The following is a 17,463-nucleotide window of genomic DNA, read 5'->3' on the forward strand; positions in this document are numbered from 1 at the left end:
TCGTATGGTTATGAAGCGGGCGCTTCCATCAACGGACGTGCGGCAGACGAGCGCTCGCGGGCAAGGCAATGCCTGCGCTGCCGGGCACGACGTTCGGGTCGTGTCCGGGTATGACGAAATCGGCGATCTGGCGAATGCGCGAAAGCGAGCCGATCTCCGCGAGCGTTTCGTGCACGATGCCCACCGGCACGAGATCGACGATGTTCTCCATGCAGTTCGCGCAATCTCCCGCGATCAGCACGACGCCTTCTTCCGTATCGACCGCGACGGACTGATGCCCCGGCGTATGGCCCGGCGTCGGCACGACGCGCACGCCGGGCACGATATCGGTCACGCCGTTCACGAACTGCCAGCGAAAATACGCGAGCGGCTCGCGGCCGATCAGGAACTCCTGGTAATACGTGGCCTGCGTCGGCAGCGGATGGCCCGCGTATTCCCACTCCGTCGCCTGCACGATGAAGCGCGCATTCTTGAAAAGCGTATTGCCGCCGGAATGGTCGTAATGCAGATGCGTGTTGATGACGATATCGACGTCGTCCGCGCTCCAGCCGACATACTCCTTCAACGCGCGTTCGAGCTTTTCTTCCGGCGCCTGATCGCATGGGCACACGAAGTTCGAGACCCAACCCGGATCGTGAATGCCGGTATCGACGACGATCTTCTTCTGCGCGCCGACGATCGCCGTCGACCACACGGGCACCTTAATCTGCTGGCCGAAGTAGCGGCCATACACCTGCGACGAGCGATCGACGGTGAGCCAGCCCGTCGGCATCGCGACTACTTTCAGCCTCGCGTTCACGATGCCCTCCGTCGTCAGAAGTTGGTGTCGCTCGCGCCTTTCAGCTTGAGCATCTCGCGCGCTTCGGCGGGCGTCGCGATATCGAGCGACAGCCCTTCGATCACCTGCCGAATCTTCTTCACCTGCGCCGCGCTCGATTCGGCGAGCTTGCCCGGCTCGATCCACAGCGAGTCTTCGAGGCCGACACGCACGTTCGATCCCTGCGCCACGCCGATCGAACCGAGCGGAATCTGGTTGCGGCCCGCGCCGAGAATCGACCACACATAGTCCTTGCCGAAGAGTCGATCCGCGGTGCGTCTCATATGCGCGAGATCTTCGGGATGCGGCCCGATGCCGCCCAGCAGGCCGAACACGCTCTGCACGAAGAACGGCGGCTTCGCGAGCCCGCGATCGACGAAGTGCGCGAGGTTGTACAGATGCGAGATGTCGTAGCACTCGTATTCGAAGCGCGTGCCGTTCGCGCTGCACGACGTCAGGATGTACTCGATATCCGCGAAGGTGTTCTTGAACACGAGATCGCGGCTGTTCTCCAGATGCTTGCGTTCCCACTCGTGCTTGAGGTCCTTGAAGCGCTCCAGCATCGGATAGAGGCCGAAGTTCATCGAGCCCATGTTGAGCGATGCGACTTCCGGTTTGAAGTGATGCGCGGGCTTCAACCTCTCCGCGACCGTCATGTGCGGACTGCCGCCCGTCGTGATGTTGATGACGGCATCGGTATTCGCCTTGATGCGCGGCAGGAACTCCTGAAACACGGCGGGGTCTTGCGTCGGATGACCGTCGTTCGGATCGCGCGCGTGCAGATGCAGGATCGCGGCGCCTTCCTTCGCCGCCGCGAGCGCCGCATCGCCGATCTGTTGCGGTGTCACTGGAAGATGCGGCGACATCGAAGGCGTATGGATCGCGCCCGTCGGTGCGCATGTGATGATGACCTTGCGTTTCGTTGCCATGTGATCCTCGTTGTTTTAAAGGACTTCCACGTTGCCGCACACCGAGATCGCCTGCCCCGAGATGCCGCTGCCCGCGGGCGAGCAGAGGAAGAGCGCGGTGGCCGCGATTTCCTCCGGCGTGGTCATGCGGCGCAGCGAAATCTTCGCGAGATACTGCTTCTCCATCTCTTCATACGGCAGGTTCAGTTGCTTCGCGCGCGCGGCGATCACGCGCTCGATGCGCGGTCCTTTCACGATGCCCGGCTGTATCGCATTGACGCGTATGTTCGACGGCCCCAGTTCGATCGCAAGGCTCTTGGTCATGCCGACGACCGCCCACTTCGTCGCGGCGTAAGGCGTGCGGAATGCGTAGCCGAGCCGTCCCGCGACGGAAGAAAGCGCGATGATCGTGCCGCCGCCATGCGCATCGCGCAGAAGCGGCACCGCGCGGCGCGCGAAGTAGAACTGCGCGTTCAGATTGACGTCGATGGTCTCTTCCCACTCGTTCACATCGAGTTCTTCGATGCCGCCCGTCGGCCCCGCGATGCCCGCGTTGTTCACGAGCACGTCGAGTCCGCCGAGTCCGCTCTGCACATCGGCGAACACGCGCTCGACGGCCTCCTTGTCCGATACATCCGCGAGCGTCGACGTGATCGCGTTGCACTCCGCGCTCGCCTCGGCTTTCGTCAGCGCATCGATCGCGTCGGGGCTCGCATCGCAGACGTGCACGCGCGCGCCCGCATCGATGAACGCGCGCGCGATCACGAGGCCGATGCCCGATGCGCCGCCCGTGATGAGCACGCGCAGGCCCGCGTGCGGTTTCAGCATCTGAAGAACCGTCATGCATGTCTCCTTTTCTTGTTGTCGTTGCCGTGCAGCTCAGGCGCTTGCTTCGTTCGACATGTCGCCGCCTTGCAGGCGTTCCTGCAAATCGGCGGCTGCATCGCCGATGTCTTCCTCGATACCCGCGCGCGCGCCTTCGCCGTCGCCTTTCCAGAGCGCTTCGACGATATGGCGATGCGCGGCCATCGAACGGCGCATATGAGGAATGTCGGGTGCGACGAGATTCAGGAACGGACCGATGCGCATCCAGAGGTTCTGGATCGTCGCGAGCGTGAGATCGCTCGCGCCGTGCGTGTAGATGGCGATATGAAATTCGAAGTTGCTGCGCAGATACGCGGGCACGTCGCCGGCTTCGACATGCGCGTCCATCGTGTCGAAGATCGCCTGCAAGGCTTCGAGATGCGCGCGCGTCATGCGCGACGCCGCGCGCTTCGCGACCGCCCCTTCCAGCGCGATGCGCACGTCGCGCAGTTCGTCGAGCAGCTCGAGCGTCATCGGCGGGACCATCAGCGCGCGGCCGGGGCCATCGATCAATGCGCCTTCGGCCTGCAAACGCGTGAGCGCGGCGCGCACCGGCATGGTGGACGAGCCGACCGCTTCCGCGACGCTGCGCAGGCTCAGCAACTGACCTGGCGCGAAGCGGCCCGTCATGATCGCCTGCCTCAGTTGCGCATAGACGCGGCCGGCCATCGTTTCGCGTGCAACCAATTCGAGCGCGGGTAAATCCGTCGTCGAGCGTGTCGCCACCATCTTGCCTCCGTACTTTCGTTCGGCTGCCGCAAGGGTTCGGTTCGTGTGACCTGTGATCACACCTGCATGGCTAAAGTTTCGGACGTGCGACCGCGTCAGTCAACCTCGAATTGCTAGGTGAAAACGCTGATGCCTCGAAATAGGCAGCGCGATGCGGCGGTGCAAGATACTTCGATATCCTGATTACGCGAACTTCGCGGACACCGCGCGCTGAATCTCCGCAAACGCGACCGGCTTCACGAGATGATGATCGAAGCCCGCTTCCTTCGAGCGCTGACGATCGTGCGCCTGTCCGTATCCCGTCACCGCGATCAGCAAGGCGTCGGCGGTTGCGGGGCGCATGCGCATCTCGGCCGCGAGGCTATAGCCGTCCATCCCCGGCAAGCCGATGTCGAGCAGCACGATCTGCGGCACGAAGACATCGGAGAGCGCGAGCGCCTCGATCGCATCGTGGGCCGTGCGCACATCGAAGCCGTCCGCTTCGAGCAGCAACGCCATCGCGGTGGCGGCGTCCACGCTGTCGTCGACGAGCAGCACGCGCTTGCCGCGCGCCACGCTCACCGGCGCAACGCCCACGCCCTGCACGGCCACTTGCGCATCCTTCGCGAGCGGCAGCCACACGACGAACTCGCTGCCCGTCTGCGGTCCCGCCGAGAACGCCTCGATGCGCCCGCCCTGCAATTCGACGAGCGTCTCCGCCAATGGCAGGCCGATGCCGAGGCCGCCTTCCGACCGTTCGAGCGAGGTCTCCGACTGCACGAAGAGATCGAAGATATGCGGCAGCATGTCCGGCGCGATGCCGATGCCCTTGTCGCGCACGACGATGCGCACCTCATCGCCGAACTGCTCGGTCTCGATCGCAATCTCGCCCTCTTCCGGGCTGTACTTCGACGCATTCGACAGCAGATTGGCGAACACCTGAGAGAGCCGCACGTTATCGCCGAGGATATAGAGCGGCGCATCCGGCTGCTTCACGGTCAGCGTATGGCGCTTGCGTTCGAGCGCGGGCTGCACGGTCTCGATGGCCGCCGCGATGGCTACGGCGAGATCGACCGCTTCCTGACGCAGCGTGATCTTGCCCTGCGTGATGCGCGCGACGTCGAGCAGATCGTCGACGAGACGGCTCAGATGCCGCACCTGCCTGTCGATGATCGCGCGCACGGTCGCGAAGTGCTGCACGGACGGCTCGCGATCGGGATCAAGCAAGTCCACCGCATTGCGGATCGGCGCGAGCGGATTGCGCAGCTCGTGCGCGAGCATCGCGAGAAATTCGTCCTTGCGGCGGTCCGCTTCGCGCAGCAGCAGTTCGGCGGCCTTGCGCTCGGAGATGTCGTTGACGATGCCCGCGATGCGATACGGCCGCGCCGGATGCCCCACCGCGCCGCGCACCTGAAACGCGCGCTCCGCCACCCAGCGCGGCCCGCCGCTCGCGCGCACGATGCGATATTCGACCTCATACGGCGTGCCGTTCGCGAGCAGTTGCCGATACGCATCGGCGACATGATCGCGGTCCAGCGGAAGAATATCGCCGGACCAGTGATCCGGTCCCGGCACGGGCGCGGGCGCGCCGCCGCCCGTATCGAAGAGATGCGTGTAGGCGGGGCTCACGTAAAGCAGTTCGCCGGATGCGGGATCGAGCATCCAGAACACATCGTCGATATTTTCGGCAAGCTGGCGAAAGCGCTCTTCGCTTTCACGCAGCGCGTTTTCCGCGAGCCGCGCGCGCAACAAGGCACGCACGTGCGCGATCAGTTCGGCCGGTTCCACGGGCTCGGTGAGATAGCTGTCCGCGCCGCCTTCGAGACCGCGAATGCGATCGAGGCTATGCACCGCCGCCGCCGATGTCTGCAGCACGAGCGTGCTCGCGGTATCCGCCGACGCCTTGATCTGCCGGCAGACTTCGAGCCCGTTGATATCGGGCAGCTTCACGTCGAGCAGCACGAGATCGGGCGCGTCGGCGCGCACGCGTTCCAGAGCGGCGGTGCCCGTCGCCGCTTCGATCACATGGAAGCCCGCGCGCGACAGGATGCGCGTTTTCGCATAGCGCGCGCCGTCGTTGTCATCGACGTTGAGGATCAGCACCTCGCTCCAGTCGCTTCTCATGATGGTCCTTTGCCCGTCACCGCGTCCAGCACGCCCGGCAGCGCTCGACCGCCGACCGGCTTTTCGATGAACACGGTCGCGCCGAGCGCCTGCGCTTCGTTGCGATCGCCGGCATCGCCGAGCACGAGGATCGGAATGCTGCGCGTCGCGGCCTGCGCGCGCAGCGCGGCGAGCCAGATCCACGCTTCCGATGGCGCGGGGCGCACGGCGAGCAAGAGCGCGGCGGGCTGCGTGCGCACGAGCAGGCGGCCGGCTTCGTCGAGCGTCGCGGCGCTCATTGCACGATACGACGAATCGCGCAGCGCGGCCTCACAGTCGAGGCGCTCGACCGGATTGCTCGCGACGATCAGCACGGCGGGCCGCGTATCGCTTGCCGCATGATGCGCGGCGTCGAAGTCCGCGCCGTAGTGAGCGGGAATCGTCGCGCTGAAGGTCGAGCCGCGCCCGGCTTCGCTCTCGAGCGAAACGTCGCCGCCGAGCAGCTTGCAGAGCTTGCGGCACAGCGGCAGGCCGAGCCCCGTGCCCTTCACGTATTGCTGAAGCCGGTTCTCGACTTGCCCGAACTCCTCGAACACCACTTGCTGATGCTCCGGCGCGATGCCGATGCCCGTATCGCTGACGGCAAACGTGATGAGCCGGCGCGCCTCGTCGTAGCTCGCGGCGACGCGCACTTCGCCGCGCTCGGTGAACTTGAGCGCGTTCGACACGAAGTTGCGCAGCACCTGCGCGACCTTGGCTTCGTCGGTGCGGATGGGCGGCAGGCCTTCGCACGATTCGAACACGAGTTCGACCGCGCCGCCCGGCGACAGCGGCCGCAGCATGCCGCGCAGCGCCGAAAATAAAGTATCGACTTCGAACTCGGCCGGACGCACTTCGATCTTGCCCGCCTCGATCTTCGCGAGATCGAGCAGGTCGTCGACCGTCTCTGACAGATCTTCCGCGGCCTTGCGGATGAAGCGCACCTGCTTTTCCTGCTCTTCCGTCAGTTCGCCGTCGATACGGTCGAGCAGGAGCTTCGACAACGCGCGGATCGACGAAAGCGGCGTGCGGAACTCGTGGCTCATGTTGGACAGAAAGCGCGACTTCGATTCATCCGCGCGCCGCAGATGATCCGCGCGCGCATCGAGTTCCGCATAGAGCGCGACGACGCCGCGATTGGTGTCTTCGAGTTCGCGCGTGAGACGCGTCAATTCTTCCTGACGCTCGCGCAGATCGGCGAGCGCGGCGATCAGCTCGCGATTCTGGCGCTGCAATTCCGCCGCCGTGTCCGCGCCCGAATGACGCGAAAGCGCCTGGCCGACCGCCTGCATGTCGCACGCCACGCCATCGGGCAAGGCCTTCGCGAGCGAGATCGACGTGACGCCGTCGGCTTCGTCGGCGATCGCGCATTGATCCATCAGACGCTGCGCCGCGAGCAGGCCGAGCGCGGCTTGCGAGTCGTCGCTGCGCATCGCGCGCAGACGCTCGCCGGCGCCTGCGCCCGCCAGAAAACGCACCACGAAGCGGCGCGGGCGCGTGGCGTGATCGACCAGAAATTCGGCGCGCGCCGGCTGCCCCGCGATCAGCACCGTGCGCGCCGCTTCGAGCACGGACGTGGAGATGCGCGTCTGGTCCTGCGGCGAGAAGCCGAGCGCCGCGCTCGCATCGCGCGCCTTCACGCGGGCCGCGACCATGTCGCGCTCGTCTTCGATATGCATCGCGTAGAGCGGCTGCGTCATCCTGCGCCTCCGTTCACGCGGGCGACGAACACGGTGACATCGTCGCTGCCGCGCGAGAAATCGCGGTACAGCACCGCCGCGACGAGCGCCGGGTGCCGCATGGCGAGACCCGGATAGCGCGCGAGATCCCAGCGCGACGCGAGCCCGTCCGAATGCAGCACGACGAGCGCGTCCGGCGGATACGGCACGTCGAACAATTGCGCGCGCCGCGCCGCATGCCCGACGATGCCGCTGTGCGACACGAGATGCCTGTGCGAGCTTTCCGTCCACACGCTCGCCGAGATATTGCCGATGCCCGCGAATGAAACCGGCATGCCCGCCATCGACGCGAGCGCCGGCATGCGCGCGATGCCGACCGCCGCGCCGCGCGTCGGACGCAGCGCCACGTTGGCGACTTCCATGATGCGGTCGAGCGGCTGATCGCCGTTCGCTGCGAGCGCCTTCGCCGCTTCGATCGCCGCGACATTGGCAAGCGGGCCGTGACCGAGACCATCGGCGACGAGCACGGTGAATTCGCCCTGATTCGCATGGCATGCCCACGCATCGCCGCTGACGGTTTCCGTTTGCAGCGGCAGATTCACGACGCCATAAGTCAGTTGCGCGGCGGGCGCGTTGGCCGCGCCCGGCGCATTCCAGAACACGACGCGCAGCACGGTGCCGCGTCCCGGCGCGCTCCAGATGTCGAGCTCGTCGGACAGGCGCTCGATTGCGCCCATGCCGGTGCCGGGGCTGCCGGCGGTCGTGTAGCCGTCCTCGAAACAGCGATGCAGATCGTGGATGCCCGGCCCATTGTCGATGCACAGCACTTCGATGCCGTAGCGCTGGGACGCGCCCGCGCCCGTATCGACGAGCGGCCGCATGAGCAGCTCGCCGCGCTGTGCGTGCTTCAGCAGATTGGTGCCGCATTCGGTGACGACGATCGCGAGCTCGCCCGCGGTCGTCTCGTTGAAGGCGAGGCCGCGCGCGAGTTCACCGATCGAGCGCCGCGCATAGGCGATCTGGCTCGCCTCGGCGATCTCGAAGCGCTGCTGCGCGGCCATCGATTCCTTCAGAACGGTTTCCATTTGGTGATCGAGACGTGCGTGCCCTCGCCTGGTGCCGAGCGGATGTCGAATTCGTCGCACAAGCGTTTCGCGCCGCCGAGGCCGAGGCCCAGGCCGCTGCCCGAGGTGAAGCCATCGGACAGCGCGCGCTGGATATCCGGAATGCCCGGGCCGTTGTCGACGAATTCGAGTGTGAGGCCGCGGCGGCCGTTGCGCTCGACTAAATAGCAATGCACGTCGCCGCCGCCGCCATAGATGAGCGTGTTGCGTGCCAGCTCGCTCGCCGCCGTCACGAACTTGGTCTGATCGATGAGAGACAGGCCTTGCGCGACCGCTTTTTCCCGCACGAACTGGCGCAGCCGCACGATCTGCTCGTCGGAGCGGATCGGCAGCGTGTCGGGCGGCGAAGTGGAGGTCGGCGCGGCTGTGGAGTTGAAGATCGTCATGGCGTCGTTCGCATGCGGCCGTCAGACCGTGCCGTTCCTTGCAAGGAGCGCCATGCCCTTCTCCACGTCGAGCGCGGTGCGCACGCCCGAAAGCGTGAGCCCGAGCTCGACCAGCGTGATCGCGACCGACGGCTGCATGCCGACGACGACCGTCTCCGCATCGAGCACGCGCGCCATCGCGGCCGTATTGCCGATCATGCGTCCGATAAATGAATCGACCACGTCGAGCGAGGAAATGTCGATCAGCACGCCGCGCGCGCCGTCCTTCACGATGCGGCTCGTCAGATCGTCCTGCAGCGTCAGCGCGAGCCGGTCGTGCATGTCGACCTGAATGGTGACGAGCAAGAGCTTGCCCATCCTGAGAATCGGAATGCGTTCCATCGCTTGGGACCCCGTTCAGTCGCGTTGCGTTCGATGCGTGCTTCGAATGGCGAGATGCGGCGTCATTCCGGTTGCAGCGAATCGAGGCCGTCGCCCGAGCGGACCGCGCGCCCGGCGTCCTGTCCGTACGCCCCCGTCACCGACTTGCCGGTGCGCTGCAGCGCGACGATGAAGGCCGCCGCGAGCGTCGCCTTGGTCGTGACGTTCGATAGGTTCACGCCGAGATGCACGATGGTCTGCGCGATCTGCGGACGAATGCCGCTGATGATGCAGTCCGCGCCCATCAGCCGCGCCGCCGCGACGGTCTTGAGCAAGTGCTGCGCGACGAGCGTATCGACGGTCGGCACGCCGGTGATGTCGATGATCGCGATCGCCGCGCCCGTCTCGACGATCTTCTGCAGCAGATTCTCCATCACGACCTGGGTGCGCGCGGAGTCGAGCGTGCCGATGAGCGGCAGCGCGAGAATGCCGTCCCACAACTGCACGACGGGCGTCGACAGTTCGAGCAGTTCCTGCTGCTGGCGCACGATGACCTGCTCGCGGCTCGTCTGAAAGACTTCGGTCGTGAAGAGACCGAGTTCGTCGAAGAGCGTGCTGATGGTCCAGGTGAGATCGGCGAGCGTCGCGGCATCGTTGCCGAGCGAATCGCGCAGACGCGTGAAGAGCGGCTGCTTGAGCGAGAACACGAACATCGCGGTCTCGACCGGCGTGAAGCCCTGACGCGCGCGCTGAGCGGACATCTCCGAGAGAAACGCGCGCACGTCCTGCCATGCGGGCGTCCTGAAATCGACGCGCTCGGATGAAGCGAGCGCCGCCATCAGCAGCGAGACGAACTGCGTGAACTGATTGCGCAACTCGGCTTCCCCGACGAGTCCGCGCCGCGAAGCGATGGCGTGCTGTTGCGCGAACCACTCCGTGAGCAGTTGCTCCTGATTGCTGGTGAACAATTGGGCAAGCCGCGTTCCGCCGACCATTTCCATGCCGAGATCCTGTGCGATTGATGTTATTTGGGCGCCGAGCCCCGGGCGTTGGTTGTTGCGTCGCGGCGAACATGATCGCAATAAACGCGGCGCAAGGCGCTCGGAATGTAGCACGTCATCTCAAAATTCGACAGTCCGGAAAGCCTTGTAGCGCGAAGGATTCGACGGCGCCGGGGGTCAATCGGCAATTGCTTCCGGTCGTTCGCTGTCGGGTGGACGAAGGCCGGTCAAATATCCTGCGGCGAAGCGCGCGTCCATAGAACGAAACGAAGGTCCGACATGCGATGCCGTGTATAGCAGCGCGAATATTTTTTCGGCTATGGCCCGATGCAATACTCGGGCGACCGATTCAAACGTCCCTGACCTGCCGGAGCGCACATGGCCCAAACGATTCATCCCGTCGACGAAGTGCTGCCCATCGGTCAGATGCTCGCGGTCGGCATCCAGCACGTACTCGTGATGTATGCGGGCGCGATCGCGGTGCCGCTCATCATCGGCGCGGCGTTGAAGCTGCCGAAGGATCAGATCGCGTTTCTGATCAGCTCGGACCTTTTCGCGTGCGGGCTCGTCACGCTGGTGCAATGCATCGGCGTATGGAAGTTTGGCATCCGCTTGCCGGTGATCATGGGCGTGAGCTTCGCGCCGGTCGGGCCGATGGTCGCGATGGCGTCATCCGGCGCGGGGCTGACGACGATCTTCGGCGCGACGATCGCGGCGGGCGTGTTCGCGATTTTGATCGCGCCGTTCTTCGGCCGGTTGATGCGCTTCTTTCCGCCGATCGTCACGGGCACGATCATTCTGACGATCGGCATGACGCTCTTTCCGGTGGCGATCAACTGGGCGGGCGGCGGACGCGGCGCGGCGAATTTCGGCGAGCCCAAGAACCTGATGATCGCGGCTGTGGTGCTGCTCGCGATTCTGCTGATCAACAAGTATCTGAAGGGGTTCATCGCGAATATTTCGGTGTTGCTCGGCATGGCGATTGGCTTTGTGATTGCGCTGCCGCTCGGCTTCGTCGATTTCGCGGGCGTCGGTCAGGCCGCGTGGTTCGCGCCGGTGCGGCCGTTCGCGTTCGGCATGCCGACTTTCGATCTCGCGGCGATTGCGTCGCTGTGTCTCGTGATGGTCGTGATCATGGTGGAATCGCTCGGCATGTTTCTCGCGCTCGGCGATCTCGCGATGCGGCCTGTTTCTCGTATCGATGCGACGCGCGGACTGCGCACCGATGGTCTCGGTACGGTGATCGGCGGAATCTTCAATACGTTTCCGCATTCGTCGTTTTCGCAGAATATCGGGCTTGTCGGGATTACGGGTGTGAAGAGCCGCTGGGTCGTCGCGGTGTCGGGTGTGATTCTGATTTTGCTGGGGCTGTTGCCGAAGCTTTCGAATCTGATTGCTTCGATACCGGTTGTCGTGCTCGGCGGCGCGGGAATCGCGATGTTCGGGATGGTCGCGGCGACCGGCGTGAAGATCCTCGGCAAGGTGGATTTCGATAGCAAGAACAACTTGCTCATTATCGCGATCAGTTTGGGCGTGGGGGTGATTCCGCTTGTCGCGCCGACGTTTTTTGCGCATATGCCGGGGTGGGCGGGGCCGCTTACGCATAGCGGGATTACGCTTGCCGCCGTGTTTGCGATTCTGCTCAATGCGCTTTTTAATCGCGAGCGCGATTCGGGGGATATCGAGAGGGAAATCGCCGCGGAGATGCCGATGAGTTTGCGGCATGGGGATGGGGATGTTCGGGAGTGAGTAGGGGTTTTTTTTGTGGTTTGGTTTTCGCCGGATCCCGTTTTCTTATTGGTCTATTAGCACTGCCCCTCCCCGGGGCGGGGGTCACTTTCTTTGCTGCTGCAAAGAAAGTAACCAAAGAAAGCAGCTCGTTTAAGCCCGCGGTCACACGCAGTTTGGCCATGCTTGCCAGCCGTCGATGGCACTCGCCTAAGTGTCGCCCTCGAAGGACTTACCGGGCTTGGCTCGCGCACGATCTGCCGCCCGAGAGGTTTCAGCGCGCTGGTTCAGCACGAAAGAGCTTCGGCACAGCGCTACGCGCTGCCGTGGGGTATTCGAGGGACACCTTCGAAGAAGGAGCGCGCGCACACCCGATTGACCCATCGGCCGCGAAGCGGGCTGGAGCTATTTGGTGCTGAACCAGTGAAGCACGCGGCGCGATGTGGCAGACCGTGCGCGGTCCAAGCCCTTGTCTGCTTGTGGGGGCACTCGCTACTGCCGGGCCATTAGGCCAATCGTCTGTGCCGCGGCCGGTGTGAAGTGCTTAGGCTGGGGATAGCTGTTTCTTTGGTTACTTTCTTTGCAGCAGCAAAGAAAGTGACTGCCGCCCCGCACAGGGGCAGTGCTAATAAACCAACACGAATCCGGGATCCGGCGAAACCAAAACCAAAACCAAAACGCAACCCCAACAGCAATCCAGCGAACAAACGAAAAAAACCAAACCCACTAACATATAGGAGCCTGCAAACCCGCTCCGTGAACCTATGCGCGAAGTCCTCTGGATTTTCCTGACAGCGATCGCGCTGATCTACGCCATCGCTCTGGCGGGGCTCTATTGGCTGCAAGGCCGCCTCGTCTATCCGCTGGAACAGATCGAAGCCTTCAAAAACGCGGAACTAGAAGCACGTACAGAAGCCATCAGCATAAAAACCGAAGACGACCTCGCCCTGACCATCCGCTACAAAGCACCAAAGCGCAAGACCGCCGCAACGGTCATCCTCTTCCACGGCAATGGCGAAGACCTCACCCAACGCGGCCATATCGCGCTCGAAATGATCGAAGCGGGCTACGGCGTGCTGCTCGCCGAATATCGCGGCTACGGCGGCAACCCCGGCACGCCGCACGAAGCCGGCCTCTACGCCGATGCCCGCGCCGCACACGCTTACGCATCCGCGCGGTCATCGAACATCGTGCTGCATGGCTATTCGCTCGGCTCGGGCGTCGCCGTGCAACTCGCCAGCGAAGTGAAAATCGATGCGCTGATGCTCGAAGCCCCGTTCACGAGCATCGTCGATGTAGCAGCCAGGCGCTTCTGGCTCTTCCCCGTCCGGCTGCTCGCACGCGACCGCTACGAAAGCCTTTCGAAGATCGCATCGGTGCGCGCGCCGCTCCTCATCTATGGCGGCACGAATGACGGCGTGATCCCGCCCGCGCACTTCCAGCGCCTTTTCGATGCCGCCCGCGGCGACAAGCGCCTCGCGCTCATCGAAGACGCCGATCACCTCAACGTCTGGACGATGGGCGGCCGCGAACACGTCATGCAATTCCTCGCCTCGCTGCAACCCGCGCGCGACACGCTGCAGGCCTAAGCGGCCCCCGCTTTCTTTCGCGTACGCCCGAGCTTGAGCGTCACCCACGTCGGCGCATGATCGCTCGCATGCGGTTCTCCCCGCACCCATTTATCGACGCCCGCGCCCTCCAGCTTCTTCGCGAGATCCTTGCTGAGCAAAAGATGATCGATGCGCAAACCCGAATTGGTCTGCCAGTGATTGCGAAAGTAATCCCAGAACGTATAGATGCGCTCATCGGGAAAGGTCTTGCGTAACGCATCCGTCCAGCCTTGTGCAAGAAGGTCCGCATAAGCCGCGCGGCTCTCGGGCTGCAGGAGCGCGTCCTTCAGCCACGAGCGCGTGTTGTAGATATCCTCGTCGGTGGGCACGACGTTGTAATCGCCCGCGAGCACGACAGGATGACCGCTATCGAGCAACGCCTTCGCATGCGCGTTGAAACGCTCGAACCACGCGAGCTTGTAATCGAACTTCGGGCCCGGCTGCGGATTGCCGTTCGGAAGATAGAGACAACCGATCAGCAGACCGCCCACGGCTGCTTCGATATAACGGCTGTGCGTATCGTCTTCATAACCGGGCAGACCGCGCCGGCTCAACACCGGCTCGGCATCCTTCGCGAGAATCGCCACGCCGTTCCACGACTGCTGTCCGTGCCATAACGCACCATAACCCGCGTTCGCGATCGCATCGGCGGGAAACTGCGCGTCCGTCGCCTTCAGTTCCTGCAGACAGACGATATCGGGCGATTCGCGTTCGAGCCATTTCAACAAGGCGTCGAGCCGCGGACGGATGCCGTTGATGTTGAAGGTCGCGATTTTCACTCGGCGTCTCTCCATCGGTGGATCGGAGTCGATCGTACACGCGTCGCAGTTTGCGTGCCGCGGCATGCGCGAGCGCGTCGGCGGAAAATCTGCCAAAGTCACGCAAACTCCGCCACCCTGCCCGCATCCATGTCCGAAGGCTCCGTTCACTGGCAACGCAATCTCTACGTCTGCGTATTCGGCTCGTTCACCACCATCATGGCGATGACGCTGCTCCTGCCCTTCCTGCCGCTCTACGTGCAGCAACTCGGGGCGTCGTCGGTGGAGGCGGCGGTGCAATGGTCGGGCATCGCGTTCGGCGCGACCTTTCTCGCGGCGGGGCTCGTCGCGCCGCTATGGGGACGTCTCGCCGACCGCTACGGCCGCAAGCCGATCCTGATCCGCGCGAGCCTCGGCATGGCGATCACGATGTCTCTCCTCGGCGTCGTGCAGACGGTCTGGCAACTCGTGGCGATGCGCTTTCTCGCGGGGCTCGTCGGCGGCTATGCGAGCGGCGCCATCGTGATGATCGCGACGCAGACGCCCAAGCACCGCACCGCATGGGCGCTCGGCACGCACGCGGCGGGCATGATGGCGGGCAATCTCGTCGGGCCGCTCGTCGGCGGGCTGCTGCCGGGACTGATCGGCATACGCGCGACGTTCTTTCTCGCGGGCGGCCTCATCTTCTGCTCGTTCATCATGACGACGTTGCTCGTCAAGGAAGAGCGCCGCGCGCCGGATCACGCGAAAGCAAGGCCGCGCGGCGGCTGGCGTGACGTGCCGGTCCTCACGCCCGTCATCGCGATGCTCGTGAGCGCGATGCTGCTCATGTTCGCGAACATGTCGATCGAGCCGATCATCACGGTGTACGTGTCGCAGCTCGTGAAGGACCCGAAGCAGGTCACGCTCGTCGCGGGCTTCGTGATGTCCGCCGCCGCGCTCGGCAGCGTGCTCGCGGCGCCGCGCGTCGGACGGCTTGCGGATCGCATCGGCGCGCCCAAGGTGATCGTCGCGTGTCTCGCTTTCTGCGGCGTGCTGCTGATTCCGCAGATGTTCGTCACCGACGGCACGCAGCTCGTCGTGCTGCGCTTTCTGATGGGCCTCGCATTGGGAGGCCTTTTACCCGCGATCACGAGCGTCGTGCGTCACAACGTGCCCGATCACGCAGCCGGATACATCCTCGGCTACGCGACTTCGGCGCAATACATCGGGCAGGTGACGGGGCCGCTCGCGGGCGGCTTCATCGCCGCGCATTCGGGCATGCACTCCGTCTTCGCGATGACGAGCGTGCTGATGTTCGCGGGCGCGGCGTTCAATGCGTGGACGTTTCTGCGCGCGCGATGACGCCTATTTCTTCTCGCTGTCGAGATGCGCCATCTGCACGGCCTCGTAACGATCGCCTGCGGCCGCGCCCTTGGGCACCGCCGCCTCGATCGCGGCGAATTCGTCCTTCGTGAGCGTCACGTCGAGCGCACCGAGCGATTCCGTCAGACGATCGCGGCGGCGCGCGCCGATCACGGGCACGATGTCATCGCCCTGCGCCAGCACCCACGCAATCGCGATCTGCGCGACGCTCACGCCCTTCGCATCGGCGATCGTGCGCAACGCATCGACGAGCGCGAGATTGCGTTCGACATTGCCTTGCTGAAAGCGCGGACTGTTCGCGCGCCAGTCGCCCGATTGCGCGGCGTCCTTGCTCCAGTGCCCGCTGATGAGCCCGCGCGACAGCACGCCATACGCCGTGACGGCGATGCCGAGTTCCCTGCACGCCGGAAGAATCGCGTCCTCGACGCCGCGCGAGATCAGCGAATATTCGATCTGGAGATCGCACACAGGATGCACGGCCGCCGCCTTGCGGATCGTCTCCGCGCCCACTTCCGACAGCCCGAGATGACGCACATAGCCCGCCCCGATCATGTCGGCGATGGCGCCAACCGTGTCTTCGACCGGCACGTTCGCATCGAGCCGCGCGGGTCGGTAGATGTCGATATGGTCGACGTTGAGCCGCTGCAACGTGTAGGCGAGTGAATTCTTCACGGCGACGGGGCGTCCGTCGAACGCGATGAAATTGCCCGCCGGATCGCGCATGCCGCCGAACTTGACGCTGAGAATCGCGGAATCGCGGCGCGAAGGCGGCGCGCTCTTCAACGCCTCGCCGATCAGCATCTCGTTGTGGCCCATGCCGTAGAAATCGCCGGTATCGAGCAGCGTCACGCCCGCTTCGAGCGCCGCGTGAATCGTCGCGATGCTCTCCGCGCGATCCGATGGCCCGTACATGCCCGACATGCCCATGCATCCGAGCCCGATGGCCGACGATTGCGGTCCGGTCTTGCCGAGTCTGCGTTGTTCCATGTTCGTTCTCTCCTCTAGGACGTGCCCCGGAAATGCGGGCGATGGAGAGGATTATGGGAGCAAATCACGCGTGCGATAATCCGCCTCAATGCGAATGGGCTGTGCGCCCTGGCGAACAATGAGCGAATCATGAGCGAACCCGATCTGTCGGACCTTCACGCGTTTCTGGCCGTCGCCCGCTCGCGCGGCTTCCGGCAGGCGGCGCTGTTGCGCGGTGTGTCGGCGTCGTCGTTGAGCGAGGCGATCCGCAGGCTCGAAACGCGGCTGGGCGTGCGCCTTTTAAATCGCACGACGCGCAGCGTCACGCCGACCGAAGCAGGCGAGCGGCTGATCGAACGGCTCGCGCCCGCCTTCGCGGAAATCGCGGGCGCGCTCGATGCCGTCAACGGCTTTCGCGACAGCCCGACCGGCACGCTGCGCCTGAACGTGCCGAGAATCGTCTCGCGCGAAATCCTGCCGCCCATCGTCGCGCGCTTTCTCACGGCGCATCCAGGCATCAAGCTTGAAATCAGCGCAATCGATATGTTCATCGACGTGCTCGCCGCCGGTTTCGATGCGGGCATTCGCTACGACGAGCGCATCGAGCGCGACATGATCGCGGTGCCTATCGGGCCGCGCACGCAGCGCTTCGTCGCGGTTGCCGCGCCGTCCTATCTAGCCGCGCACGGCGAGCCTAAGCATCCGCGCGATCTGGTGAATCACGCGTGCATCGGGCATCGCTTCGACAGCGGCGTGCTTGCGGTATGGGAATTCGTGCGCGGCAAGGAAATGATACGCATCGCGCCGGACGGTCCGCTCGTCACGTCGTCGATCGAGATCAGCAAGAGCGCGGCCATCGCCGGACTGGGTCTCGTCTATACGTTCGACGAGTTCGTGCGCGAGGCCATCGACAGCGGCGCACTCGTGCCGGTGCTCAAGCCGTGGTGGCAGAGCTTCACCGGCCCGCGCCTTTACTATCCGAGCCGCGCGCACATGCCGGGGCCGCTGCGCGCGTTCATCGACTTCATTCGCGACGAAGATTGATCG

Annotated in this window: 16 protein-coding genes; 4 read left to right on the forward strand and 12 right to left on the reverse strand. The window is 64.5% G+C overall.

The window, feature by feature from the left end; all coding sequences use genetic code 11:
• Positions 1 to 28: 28 nt before the first annotated feature.
• The 10 genes from PQR08_RS21350 to PQR08_RS21395 form a co-directional block, all read right to left on the reverse strand.
• The gene (locus PQR08_RS21350) at positions 29 to 799 is read right to left on the reverse strand and encodes an N-acyl homoserine lactonase family protein (RefSeq protein WP_250485071.1); all 771 of its coding nucleotides are present in this window, start codon (positions 797 to 799) and stop codon (positions 29 to 31) included.
• 14 nt (positions 800 to 813) lie between these two features.
• The gene (kce, locus tag PQR08_RS21355; RefSeq protein ID WP_187605589.1) at positions 814 to 1,746 is read right to left on the reverse strand and encodes a 3,5-dioxohexanoate:acetyl-CoA acetone transferase; all 933 of its coding nucleotides are present in this window, start codon (positions 1,744 to 1,746) and stop codon (positions 814 to 816) included.
• A 15-nt stretch (positions 1,747 to 1,761) separates the two neighbouring features.
• Complete coding sequence (locus PQR08_RS21360; protein WP_238218336.1) at positions 1,762 to 2,568, reverse strand: SDR family oxidoreductase; 807 nt, start codon at positions 2,566 to 2,568, stop codon at positions 1,762 to 1,764.
• Positions 2,569 to 2,604: 36 nt separating this feature from the next.
• A complete protein-coding gene (locus PQR08_RS21365) occupies positions 2,605 to 3,318 on the reverse strand; it encodes a GntR family transcriptional regulator (RefSeq protein WP_238218335.1) in 714 nt (237 codons plus the stop codon).
• A gap of 183 nt (positions 3,319 to 3,501) precedes the next feature.
• Positions 3,502 to 5,421, reverse strand: a complete 1,920-nt coding sequence (locus PQR08_RS21370) for a hybrid sensor histidine kinase/response regulator (protein ID WP_250485072.1) — start codon at positions 5,419 to 5,421, stop codon at positions 3,502 to 3,504.
• Entirely contained in the window at positions 5,418 to 7,139 is a 1,722-nt protein-coding gene (locus PQR08_RS21375) for an ATP-binding protein (RefSeq protein WP_250485073.1), read from the reverse strand. The genes PQR08_RS21370 and PQR08_RS21375 overlap by 4 nt, the downstream gene beginning before the upstream one ends.
• Positions 7,136 to 8,203, reverse strand: coding sequence for an anti-sigma regulatory factor (locus tag PQR08_RS21380; protein ID WP_250485074.1), 1,068 nt, complete (start codon positions 8,201 to 8,203; stop codon positions 7,136 to 7,138). Before PQR08_RS21380 ends, PQR08_RS21375 begins: the two co-directional genes overlap by 4 nt.
• Positions 8,188 to 8,628 carry an anti-sigma regulatory factor gene (locus PQR08_RS21385; protein ID WP_062254960.1) on the reverse strand — a complete coding sequence of 147 codons (441 nt, stop codon included), beginning with the start codon at positions 8,626 to 8,628 and terminating at the stop codon, positions 8,188 to 8,190. The genes PQR08_RS21380 and PQR08_RS21385 overlap by 16 nt, the downstream gene beginning before the upstream one ends.
• Before the next feature lie 21 nt (positions 8,629 to 8,649).
• On the reverse strand, positions 8,650 to 9,009 hold the full coding sequence (locus PQR08_RS21390; protein ID WP_035510605.1) for an STAS domain-containing protein: 360 nt from the start codon (positions 9,007 to 9,009) through the stop codon (positions 8,650 to 8,652).
• A 62-nt stretch (positions 9,010 to 9,071) separates the two neighbouring features.
• A complete protein-coding gene (locus tag PQR08_RS21395; protein ID WP_238218331.1) occupies positions 9,072 to 9,989 on the reverse strand; it encodes an STAS domain-containing protein in 918 nt (305 codons plus the stop codon).
• 378 nt (positions 9,990 to 10,367) lie between these two features.
• Here PQR08_RS21395 and PQR08_RS21400 point away from each other — a divergent pair, with 378 nt between their 5' ends.
• Entirely contained in the window at positions 10,368 to 11,738 is a 1,371-nt protein-coding gene (locus PQR08_RS21400; protein WP_250485075.1) for a nucleobase:cation symporter-2 family protein, read from the forward strand.
• Between the two features lie 743 nt (positions 11,739 to 12,481).
• Positions 12,482 to 13,306 carry an alpha/beta hydrolase gene (locus PQR08_RS21405; protein ID WP_250485077.1) on the forward strand — a complete coding sequence of 275 codons (825 nt, stop codon included), beginning with the start codon at positions 12,482 to 12,484 and terminating at the stop codon, positions 13,304 to 13,306.
• Here the strand turns inward: PQR08_RS21405 and PQR08_RS21410 are convergent.
• Positions 13,303 to 14,121 carry an exodeoxyribonuclease III gene (locus PQR08_RS21410; RefSeq protein ID WP_250485078.1) on the reverse strand — a complete coding sequence of 273 codons (819 nt, stop codon included), beginning with the start codon at positions 14,119 to 14,121 and terminating at the stop codon, positions 13,303 to 13,305. The genes PQR08_RS21405 and PQR08_RS21410 overlap by 4 nt on opposite strands.
• Positions 14,122 to 14,235: 114 nt before the next feature.
• Between PQR08_RS21410 and PQR08_RS21415 the strand changes: the two genes are divergently transcribed.
• A complete protein-coding gene (locus PQR08_RS21415) occupies positions 14,236 to 15,429 on the forward strand; it encodes an MFS transporter (protein ID WP_250485079.1) in 1,194 nt (397 codons plus the stop codon).
• A 3-nt stretch (positions 15,430 to 15,432) separates the two neighbouring features.
• Here the strand turns inward: PQR08_RS21415 and PQR08_RS21420 are convergent, their stop codons facing one another.
• Positions 15,433 to 16,437 (reverse strand): aldo/keto reductase, encoded by a 1,005-nt coding sequence (locus PQR08_RS21420; protein ID WP_250485080.1) that lies wholly within the window; start codon positions 16,435 to 16,437, stop codon positions 15,433 to 15,435.
• A gap of 129 nt (positions 16,438 to 16,566) precedes the next feature.
• Between PQR08_RS21420 and PQR08_RS21425 the strand changes: the two genes are divergently transcribed.
• Positions 16,567 to 17,460 (forward strand): LysR family transcriptional regulator, encoded by an 894-nt coding sequence (locus PQR08_RS21425; RefSeq protein ID WP_250485081.1) that lies wholly within the window; start codon positions 16,567 to 16,569, stop codon positions 17,458 to 17,460.
• Positions 17,461 to 17,463: the final 3 nt, after the last annotated feature.

The organism is Caballeronia jiangsuensis, from assembly GCF_046030135.1.
GTDB lineage: Bacteria > Pseudomonadota > Gammaproteobacteria > Burkholderiales > Burkholderiaceae > Caballeronia > Caballeronia jiangsuensis.